Source organism: Micromonospora sp. DH14, from assembly GCF_029809455.1.
Lineage (GTDB): Bacteria > Actinomycetota > Actinomycetes > Mycobacteriales > Micromonosporaceae > Micromonospora > Micromonospora parva.
In genome coordinates this window covers 1-1316 of the sequence record NZ_JARVKT010000070.1, presented here as the reverse complement: position 1 = coordinate 1316, position 1316 = coordinate 1, and the positions used below count along the sequence as shown (strand labels likewise).

Annotated in this window: 1 protein-coding gene; it reads left to right on the top strand. The window is 68.2% G+C overall.

Annotated features, from left to right (window positions below; translation table 11 throughout):
- Window positions 1-228 precede the first annotated feature (228 nt).
- Window positions 229-1299 (top strand): IS110 family transposase, encoded by a 1071-nt coding sequence (locus QCZ28_RS34355; RefSeq protein WP_279520520.1) that lies wholly within the window; start codon window positions 229-231, stop codon window positions 1297-1299.
- Window positions 1300-1316 lie beyond the last annotated feature (17 nt).

The following is a 1316-nucleotide window of genomic DNA, read 5'->3' as shown; positions in this document are numbered from 1 at the left end:
CTAACAGTGAGGATGTACGAGAGAGTCCTCCCGGTCCGGTCTGACCCGCCCTCTAACTGACTTCGGGTCTTGAACGGGATCTGTCGGCCGTGGCCGGGAGGACTGCTCGTGCACTCACCTGACGTGGCCGTGACCTGATAGGAGCCTGGCCAGAGGCCCCATCACTGTTCTGTCCGCCCGCCCGGCTGGTGCGTGCCGCCCTGTCAGTCGAGTGAGCAAGGGACGGCCATGTCCACCATTACACAAGCCCGGGTGCAGGTCACCGGTGGCGTCGACACTCACAAGGACACCCACACCGCCGCCGTGGTCGACACCGCCGGGCGGCTTCTCGGTACCGCCCAGTTTCCCGCCACGCCGACCGGTCATGCCGCGTTGTTGGATTGGCTGACCGGACACGGTGAGGTGGTCCTGGTCGCTGTCGAGGGCACCGGCGCCTACGGCGCTGGCCTGACCCGATTCCTCCATACCTGCGGCGTCACGGTGGTCGAGGCCGACAGACCTGACCGCAAGACCCGCCGCTGGCAGGGCAAGTCCGACCCGGTCGACGCCGAAGCCGCCGCCCGCGCCGGTCTCGCAGCCCGCCGCACCGGCATCCCCAAGGCCGCGAACGGGCAGGTCGAAGCCTTACGGAACCTGCGGGTAGCCCGCCGAAGCGCCGTGCGGCAACGCGCTGACGCGCAACGTCAGATGCACACCCTGATCATCACCGCACCTGAGCCACTACGCGCCGACCTGCGTGAGCGGCGCATCGACGATCTGATCAAACGCTGCGCCACCAGCCGCCCCGCCACCGACCGAGCCGACCAGCCCGCCACCGCCGTCATGATCGCACTGCGGTCACTCGCCCGCCGTCACCAACACCTCACCGAGGAAATCGAGTACCTCGACGCGTTGATCGCCCCACTCGTCGACCAGATCAACCCGCACCTCACCGTACTCAACGGCATCGGCCCCGACGTCGCCGGACAGCTCCTGGTCACCGCCGGCGACAACCCCGAGCGGCTGCACTCCGAAGCCGCGTTCGCCATGCTCTGCGGCGCCGCGCCCCTGCCCGCCAGCAGCGGCAAAACCAACCGCCACCGACTCAACCGCGGCGGCGACCGACAAGCCAACGCCGCCCTGCACCGCATCGTCATCTGCCGCCTGCGCTGGGACCAACGCACCCGCGACTACACCGAACGCCGCACCAAAGAAGGCCTCACCAAGAAAGAGATCATCCGCTGCCTCAAGCGATACGTCGCCCGCGAGGTCTACGAGGCCCTCACCAACCCCGCCCAACCCCCACCGACCACACCTTGACATCCATAGGAGCATCC

Coding starts and splice junctions, on each gene's coding strand:
- QCZ28_RS34355 (WP_279520520.1), top strand. CDS start 229: ATGTCCACCATTACACAAGCCCGGGTGCAGGTCACCGGTGGCGTCGAC.